Source organism: Chamaesiphon polymorphus CCALA 037 (genome assembly GCF_003003845.1).
Classification (GTDB): Bacteria; Cyanobacteriota; Cyanobacteriia; order Cyanobacteriales; family Chamaesiphonaceae; genus Chamaesiphon; species Chamaesiphon polymorphus.
This window is the reverse complement of sequence record NZ_PVWO01000230.1, coordinates 1-8,733: the sequence shown is the minus strand read 5'-3', so window position 1 is coordinate 8,733 and position 8,733 is coordinate 1. Positions and strand designations below refer to the sequence as shown.

Here is an 8,733-nt window from a genome sequence, read left to right as displayed (position 1 = left end):
GTGCAGATCCGCATGGGTGGGATGACACGTCGATTTGGAGCGGGGATATCATCAAAATTCAGGGTGGGTATTTGATGTTCTATACATCGAGAAATCAAGCCACAGACGATGGGATGACTCAGAATATCGGCGTCGCCTTCACTCATCACATTCAGAGTTTCGATCGGTGGTTTCGGATTCCGAGTATTCGGATTAAACCCGATGCGCCATACGAGCTGCACCACGTCCCCGAAGATCTGACAATTCATGCTTGGCGCGATCCATTTTTATTCCGTCATGAAGAACAGATCTATATGTTGCTCTCGGCAAAAGATCCCGAGCGCGCATTAGGCAAAAAAGGTGCTGTCGCCCTACTCAAAGCTAGAAATAACAACCTTGAAGATTGGGAATATCTACCACCGATCTGTCAACCTGGTTTCTATGCTGAGATGGAAGTTCCCCAACTATACAAATCGGCTGCCGATGAGTATACATTGGTCTACAGTACTTGGGCTAAGTATGACTTTGCGCCGACAACTCAACAAAGTGGTGGATTGCAGGGGCTGAGTTCGTCCTCCTTGTTTGACTTTCCAGCCGCAGCTCCCACCGTATTTTTACCAGAAACAGCCAACTTGTATGCCTGTAGAGTTATTCCCGAACTAGACGGGGAAATTGTCGGCTTTGACATCACTACTGGGGGGATCCGGCGGAGTGGCGTTCGTACTGGCTTGCAACATGTCGATCGCGATTTTAGTAGTTACTCGATCGAGATGTAGTGGGTAGTGGATAGTGGATAGTGGATAGTGGATAGTTGACGCAAGCGTCCTATTGTTCTCTGTTACCCATCTACTCATCCACCCATCCACTCATCCACCCATCTACTCATCCACCCATCCACCCATCCACTCATCTACCCATCCACTCCTACACCATCGCTATCTCCCGCTCCATTTCGGGCGTATATTGCCCTAGACTGGCGGCTCCGTTGAGTTTTGCTCTTTGATAGAGCCGCTTTTGGGCTTCGGGGATATTGGCATCATCGCCATGCCAATAGTCGAGGGCGGGTTGTTGGATGGCGCGGGCATAAGAGAAGGTTACAGCCCACGGACACTCAGAGCTAAACTGAGTGTGCATGGCATTTAGATGTGCGGTGGCGCGTTCGTTACTTTGTCCGCCAGATAAAAAGGCGATCCCAGGCACTGATGCGGGAACATTGTCACGCAGACAGCGTACTGTCATTTCGGCAACTCGCTCGACAGACGCTTGTTCTGTGCAGTTTTGACCCGATAGCACCATACTGGGCTTGAGAATCATTTTGTCCAATTCCACCCGATTCAAGCGTAATTGTGCGAAGACGGCTTGGAGAGTGCGAGCGGTCACTTCGTAGCAACGTTCGATCGAGTGGTCGCCATCGATGAGCACTTCGGGTTCGACGATCGGCACTAAGCCGCTCTCTTGACAAAGTGCGGCGTATCGTGCTAGGGCATGAGCGTTAGCCATCAGACAAGTGTCGCTGGGAATAGCTGCATCAATCGCGATGACAGCGCGCCACTTAGCAAAGCGGGCACCCATTTGATAGTATTCGGCAATGCGTTCTCGCAATCCGTCTAAACCTTCGGTGACTTTTTCGCCGGGACAGCCAGGAAGATCTTTAGCACCGAGATCGAGTTTGATCCCTGGAATCATGCCAGCGGCTTGAAGCATTTTGACGAGGGGAACGCCAGCTTGAGATGATTGTCGGATCGTCTCATCATACAAAATTGCCCCGCTGATGTAATCGGCTAAGTTTGGCGTGGCAATAATTAGTTCTCGATAGGTGCGGCGACGTTCGATCGTCACAGGAATGCCGAGTTTCTCGAAGCGTTTGGCACAGGTACTATTACTTTCATCCATGGCTAACAGACCTTTACCCGGTGCCACCATAGCCCGTGCGGTGGCGATTAATTCCCGATCGTATGTACCCATAGGTCGATCCTCATGACAAACGACGACATTATATAGTCTAATAATTTTGTGCCAGAGATGAGATGGCTCGATCGGTGGTTGACAAATGTGACATCTCACATCTACAAACAAAGCCAAAATCCCTAGTTAAGTAGGGGAATGGGTAAAGGGTAAAGGAACGAGTCATTCGGTTTTTGGATCGATCGTTGGTATACCTGCGCCAAAACCAGGTGAATGATAAACTAAGTTATTCTGAGATTGGATCTCGCTAGCATTGCCTTTCCCGTGCCGATTGAGATTTTACCGATCGCTACTACCACCTCACTCGCAGTTAGACTTCTCAGACATCCTCTCAGCAAGATGTAATTACCAATTATCAATTCTCAATTCTCAATTATCAATTAACTTTGACCTGTGAACGCCGCTCAACAAGCTACCGATATCACCCTTACGAGTAAAATTGCCTCCGCAGTCAGTCTGTTTCGGAGTGAGTTTCCCGATGCCAAGGTAGACTTGAAACCGTGGGCTGAGGATATCGATACTCAAGAGTTAGTCGATCCGGATTCGATCGATTTTAGCTTTCATTTTCCTGGTTGGAGTCGGCGGTGGCAAAGTCGGAGTGTTTTAGTCCAGATTCGGTTTAACGACGATCGCCAGCAAGTTGAGTCTACGCGTAATTTTATCGGTTTGGAGATTGCTGGATTCGATTATCGTGGCAAACAATGGCGATTATCGACTGTCAGCGATTGGCAATTTGAAGGTGATATTCAACCGCAACCCGAAATAGCAGACAAATTAAAACAATTTTGTCGGCAAATTTTTGAGTTATTTAGCTTGTAAATATAGATTGCGATTTAGTGTGGCTAGATTTGAGCCGTTCGCTCTCTAATATTATCTATACTAAACTTCACTTTGGTCGATCGCGATAATGAGGATTGAGATCGAGAGTGCAGCCAAAACTGTAATTCCGTTGGCGAAGCCTACCGGAGGTAATCGGTTGAGTATGCACTCGATTGAATAATATCGATCTTTTTCAATACGCGATCGTGACGCGATCTATTTTTCAAATGTCGAGTAGCTAGCGCGAAAGTCTCTCCACCAGAGACTTTTTTCGTGCTAGCACTTGTCACTCGTGCAGATCGATCGCGATCTTTGTCGGATTTTGGCTGCATTTGCCCGCAGGAAGCTAGGTTGAGGCAGTCGATCTGCGCCCGCCTTGAGGATTATAAAAAAAATATAAATTAGTGCTATATCTTGATATACTGTACGAATTCTGGCTTCAAGTTAAATTCGTCAATTTCAACTTTTACCCCGTACTAATTGCCAATGCATCTATGCGTATAAACAAATCTCTGAGATTTTTAGTGATTGCTGGTGCCTTTTTTGGTGCTGACACTACACTTGCACGGACTTCGGATTCAACCGTACAAGATTTAGTAGCAAACAACACATTAAAAACTCAATTATTGGGCACTAATCGGATTGCTAATCCCGATCCGTCACACGGACAAGCTCCGCAGACAGACCAAGATCTAAGCCAAAATGCTGAAGTAAATAGCGTTTCTGGCGATCGCAGCAACACTATCGCGACTGCTGCTGGAGCTACTAGCTCTACCAGTGCAGCTCAAGCGCAAGCTACTGAGTTTGGGATCGATGACGATCATAGTGAAGCTGCTGCCAAACATTTCGCCGAAACAGAGGCAGCCCGCAATCGACACAAGTCTACCAGCGTGTTTGCTAGCGATGTATCGAATCTCGGACAGCCTCATCGGATTAGTTCGGTACCGACTGACGCTCCAGCAGAAGCTTCCGTCGTAATTCCCGTACCGCCCCCACTGACCCAAATTATTAAAGTACAACCCGTAACGCGCTTACCCCGCGTTACCAAAAAATCGAGATATATTCCTAGCGTCAGTGCCATGCCGACATTGCGTCCCACAGGCAATCAGTCAACATTCTACCCACCGACAGCTTATGTTAATAATGGGGAGACCGAAGCACGCGCGGAATTAATCTATCCATTAATGAATCCCGCACGGACTACTTCTCGCTTTGGCTGGAGAACGCATCCATTAACTGGCACTCGTCGGTTTCATTCGGGCATTGATATTGGTGCGCCATCTGGTACGCCAGTAGTTGCCACCGCCACTGGGACTGTGGTTTCAGCAGGTTGGAATGGTGGCTATGGTAAAGCGATCGTCATCCAACATAACGATACCTTGCAGACGCTGTACGGTCATCTTTCCGAGATTTCCGTCCAACCAGGACAACAAATTACTCAAGGTACGGTCATCGGTTTAGTCGGCAGTACTGGTAATTCTACCGGGCCGCACTTACATTTTGAAACTCGCTCTCCGGGTGCTAATGGTTGGGTTGCTGTAGATCCTACTCCAGATATTCAGTACGCTATCGACAATCTGCGTCGATCGATGCCATACGCTGGCAAAGATAACCCACAAGGGCTGTAGGTCTTGGTTTTTAGGCTTTGGGCGAATGCAAGGCTACTATGTTCGCTAAATGCTAGAATAGTGGCTCTGTGAATATTTTTTCCGTAGTTATGACAGTCAAACCAGAATGGTTGCGTGTAAAAGCACCGCAGTGGGAACGAGTCGGTAATGTCAAAGATATCCTCCGCGACTTACAACTCAACACTGTCTGTGAAGAAGCCTCTTGCCCGAATATTGGCGAGTGCTTTAGTGCGGGAACGGCAACATTTCTGATTATGGGGCCAGCATGTACTCGTGCTTGTCCTTACTGTGATATCGACTTTGAGAAAAAACCTCAAGCATTAGATCCAACCGAACCATTGCGGTTAGCAGAAGCTGTCAAACGGCTCAATCTCAAGCATGTCGTCATCACATCGGTGAATCGAGATGACTTAGCAGACGGGGGTGCGGGTCAATTTGAATCGTGTATTCAAGCTGTACGCGCCCTTTCACCCCACACGACGATCGAAGTACTCATTCCAGACCTGTGCGCCAATTGGCAAGCCTTAGAGACGATTTTAGACGCCGCTCCAGAAGTCCTCAATCACAATACCGAAACCATTCCCCGCTTGTATCGTCGGGTGAGACCCCAGGGCGATTATCAACGCTCCTTAGAAGTTTTAGCTCGATCGCGCGCTCATCGTCCCAACGTTTATACTAAATCAGGCATTATGGCAGGTTTGGGCGAGACAGATGAAGAAGTCCGCCAAACTATGCGAGATTTGCGATCGGCAGATTGCGATATCATCACGATCGGTCAATATCTCCAACCCTCAGCCAAACACCTTGGCGTCGCCGAATTTATCACTCCCGCTCAGTTCGATGCATGGCGGGTATATGGTGAAGAAATTGGATTTCTTCAGGTAGTTTCTACACCTTTGACGCGCAGTTCTTATCATGCGGAAGAGGTACAAAAGTTGATGGTCAAATATCCGAGAACATAAAGACGAGCTGGCGGTTGGGTCGAAGGAATGTGACACCCAACAATCCTATAGAACTTGTGAAAATTTTGTGTTTTGTTATGGAACTATTGATTCGGAATGTTTTATGGGGACTCGTTACTCCAATATAACTTTACAAGGAGTATCTCAGAGTGAGTTAGTTGCTTATCTTTCAGATACTGGACTAGATGCTTATGTTTCTCCGACCATCGATCGATATACTGTTTTGTATGATGTAGCTTCTACTGGTTATCCTGAAGCTATTCCCCTCTCGATACAGCGCGAGGAAAACTTACAAGACTTATTGTGTCAATATAAAGATGGACAAAAAGCAGTAGCAATTTGCCTATCTTCTCATCTATCTAAAAAATTTAGTTGTTCTGTTTTAGCTGTTTGTGCAACCTCTAGCCTTACACTTTGGTATCATCTTTCCCAAAATGGTTTGATGTTAGATGAATATTTGACTGAAGCAGACCGACACTGGAAACCTGGAAGGATGCTTAACGAAACCGGAAATGGCACGATTAAGGGCGGAGATGCAAAAAAAATATGTAATGCATTTAGTAAAGAAGATGCAATTTCACAAGTAGAAATTATCTTAACTCAACCTATTGAAAGTTTTGACTCAATGACACGCCATACAGCATTAGCAAAAGCTCTAAGTATTCATCCTTCCTGGGTCGTTGGAATGAATTTTCTTTGCTGTACGGGAGAAGATGATTTTGAGGCTCATTATGAAGCTAATTGTGATGAAAGCGATCCGACATCTGATGAGGCACTAACGCTGGTGAAAGGTACATTACCAAAAGTTGGTAGCAGATTAATATAGTAGAGCTAATAGTACTAACTCCTTTTTACGGTTTAATAGCTATTGTCATCAGTAATTGAGTAAACCGCAAATCTATGAACGATCGAATTATAATTATCGGTGCAGGTGCATGGGGTGATGCCTTAAGTAAATTAACGCAAATTAATGGTTGCGAACCGACAATTTGGTCGCGGAGTTGCGGACGAGTATTAAGTGAGATGATAACCGATCGCGTGGCGATTATTTCGGCAGTTTCGATGTCCGGAGTACCTGCGATTATCGATCGATTGCACGGCGCGATCGAGCCAAATCAAATTATCGTCACTGCGACTAAAGGGTTAGATGCTCGCACTAATTTGACACCCGCACAACTCTGGCATCAAGCTTTTCCAAATAATCCGATCGTGGTCTTATCGGGGCCAAATTTGTCTCTAGAAATTCAGCAAGGATTGCCTGCGGCTACAGTCGTCGCCAGTCACGATGTCGATGCTGCCAACACGATTCAAACAATATTTTCTTCACCTAAATTTCGAGTTTATACCAATGACGATCCGATCGGCGTAGAACTAGGCGGTACGATTAAAAACGTCATCGCGATCGCGGCGGGAACTTGCGATGGTTTGAAATTAGGTGATAATGCCAAATCTGCACTATTAACGCGCGGACTGGCAGAGATTATTCGGATCGGTCAATATTGGGGTGGTAAACCCGAAACATTTTATGGGCTATCGGGTTTAGGCGATCTATTGACGACGTGCAATAGTCCTTTGAGTCGTAATTATCAGGTTGGTTATGGTTTAGCCCAAGGTCAAACTCTCAGTGAAGTTTTAGCGAACCTAAAAGGAACAGCAGAAGGAGTGAATACGACTAAAGTATTAATTCAGATTGCCGATAGCAATCAAATTTATATGCCGATTACCGTATTAGTCGATCGATTATTACAAGGTCAGATTACCGCACCAGAAGCGATCGTTGCACTGATGTCTCGCGATCGTAAATCAGAATAGTAAGTTAGGCTTTAGGCTTTAGGGATTTGGTTTAACGGAAGGGATTGAAAATCCGCTTATTTATAGTTTAAAGTTAAATGATGAATCAGTTTCCAGAAGATTCTGTAAATCTAACAGATACGATCGCAGGGTTTAATACAATCCAGGCAGAGCGAAATTACCAACAAGCTCAGGATACTTTGCGGCGAATTTTGGTAGAGCTAGATCTGAGCCAGCGGGAAAGATTTGGATTGGAGGCAGAAATTGCCGAATTAAGCGATATGCTGCGCAAACTCGATCGTGCGGTGTTTCAAGTAGCGGCATTTGGGATGGTGGGGAGAGGTAAATCTTCGCTATTAAATGCTTTAATCGGACAATCAGTTTTTGAGGCTGGTGTTTTGCATGGTGTTACTAAGGAACGCCAACAGGTAGTCTGGGAAATCGATAATTGGCAAGATGAATTCGATTTAGATAAAGATACGCCAGCGACGCTCCAAGAAGCGATCGAATTTATCGATACTCCCGGTATCGATGAAGTGGATGGTAACGAGCGACAACTACTCGCTTATGAAATCGCCAGACAAGTAGATTTAATTTTATTTATTATTGCTGGCGATATTACCGAATTGGAACTAAAAACGCTGTCGCAGCTCAGAAATGCTGGCAAGCCGATGTTGTTAGTATTTAACAAAGTCGATCTTTTTCCCGATCGCGATAAACTAGCAATCTATGCCAAAATCCGCGACGAACGAGTACGAGAAATTATTAGTCCCAGTGAGATTATGATGGTAGCCGCCGCGCCACAAGCCATCCGTGCTGAACCGCGAACCGATGGTAGTATGGGCGTTAGCTATCATCCTGGTACCCCGCAAATTGCCGAATTGAAGTGGCGAATTGTCGAGATTCTTCAACGCGAGGGTAAATCGCTTGCCGCACTCAATGCCATGTTAGCTGCCGATCGCATCCAAAAACAAGTCATCGATCGCAAGATGGATAGTCGCGACGAAGCAGCCAATGATATTATCTGGCAATCGGTGATGACTAAAGCGATCGCGGTTGCCATCAATCCAATTATCGCGGCGGATATCATTGGTGGTGCGGCTATCGATATCGCGATGATTATCCGATTATCTAGATTTTACGGGATCTCCATGACTCGCTCGGGTGCGATGAAACTCCTTCAGAGCATTGCTCTGGGCATGGGCGGCATTACAATTAGTGGATCGATCGCCAAATTGGGATTGAGCGGTATCAAGGGCTTAATGGGCATTTTTGCCCCCGCTACAGGCGGCATGACAATCGCGCCATACACCGCTATCGCCCTGACACAGGCTGGGATTGCAGGTGTTTCCACTTATGCCATCGGACAAGTTACCAAAACTTACCTAGCAAATGGTGCTTCATGGGGTGAGGATAGCCCTAAATCCGTCATCGCTCGAATTCTTGCTACCATTGATGAACACTCGATCGTCGATCGAATTAAGCAGGAATTAGGGCAGAAGGCAGAAGGATAGAGGGGAAAGGGGAAGGGGTAAAGGGGAAAGTAAATAGGGCTAAAGGCTTAACTGTAGCCATCCACTCATCTACCC

General features: G+C 46.2%; 9 protein-coding genes. 7 read left to right on the top strand and 2 right to left on the bottom strand.

Annotation, left to right across the window (positions count from 1 at the left end; translation table 11 throughout):
- Positions 1–755 (top strand): glycoside hydrolase family protein (locus C7B77_RS16960; RefSeq protein ID WP_106307294.1); only part of this gene is annotated, 755 nt, incomplete at its 5' end.
- Positions 756–903: 148 nt separating this feature from the next.
- Here the strand turns inward: C7B77_RS16960 and C7B77_RS16955 are convergent.
- Positions 904–1,944, bottom strand: a complete 1,041-nt coding sequence (locus tag C7B77_RS16955) for a class I fructose-bisphosphate aldolase (protein ID WP_106307291.1) — start codon at positions 1,942–1,944, stop codon at positions 904–906.
- 393 nt (positions 1,945–2,337) lie between these two features.
- Here C7B77_RS16955 and C7B77_RS16950 point away from each other — a divergent pair, with 393 nt between their 5' ends.
- Entirely contained in the window at positions 2,338–2,763 is a 426-nt protein-coding gene (locus tag C7B77_RS16950) for a hypothetical protein (protein ID WP_106307288.1), read from the top strand.
- Between the two features lie 140 nt (positions 2,764–2,903).
- On the opposite strand, the gene C7B77_RS16945 is transcribed toward C7B77_RS16950, so the two are convergent.
- On the bottom strand, positions 2,904–3,095 hold the full coding sequence (locus C7B77_RS16945; protein ID WP_106307285.1) for a hypothetical protein: 192 nt from the start codon (positions 3,093–3,095) through the stop codon (positions 2,904–2,906).
- Positions 3,096–3,257: 162 nt separating this feature from the next.
- Here C7B77_RS16945 and C7B77_RS16940 point away from each other — a divergent pair, with 162 nt between their 5' ends.
- From C7B77_RS16940 to C7B77_RS16920, 5 genes are all read left to right on the top strand, one after another.
- Positions 3,258–4,391 (top strand): M23 family metallopeptidase, encoded by a 1,134-nt coding sequence (locus C7B77_RS16940; protein WP_106307280.1) that lies wholly within the window; start codon positions 3,258–3,260, stop codon positions 4,389–4,391.
- 89 nt (positions 4,392–4,480) lie between these two features.
- Positions 4,481–5,353, top strand: a complete 873-nt coding sequence (gene lipA / locus C7B77_RS16935; protein WP_106307277.1) for a lipoyl synthase — start codon at positions 4,481–4,483, stop codon at positions 5,351–5,353.
- A 103-nt stretch (positions 5,354–5,456) separates the two neighbouring features.
- The gene (locus C7B77_RS16930) at positions 5,457–6,179 is read left to right on the top strand and encodes a hypothetical protein (protein ID WP_106307274.1); all 723 of its coding nucleotides are present in this window, start codon (positions 5,457–5,459) and stop codon (positions 6,177–6,179) included.
- Positions 6,180–6,253: 74 nt separating this feature from the next.
- A complete protein-coding gene (locus tag C7B77_RS16925; protein WP_106307271.1) occupies positions 6,254–7,165 on the top strand; it encodes an NAD(P)H-dependent glycerol-3-phosphate dehydrogenase in 912 nt (303 codons plus the stop codon).
- A gap of 77 nt (positions 7,166–7,242) precedes the next feature.
- Complete coding sequence (locus C7B77_RS16920) at positions 7,243–8,658, top strand: GTP-binding protein (protein ID WP_106307268.1); 1,416 nt, start codon at positions 7,243–7,245, stop codon at positions 8,656–8,658.
- The last annotated feature ends 75 nt before the right edge of the window (positions 8,659–8,733 follow it).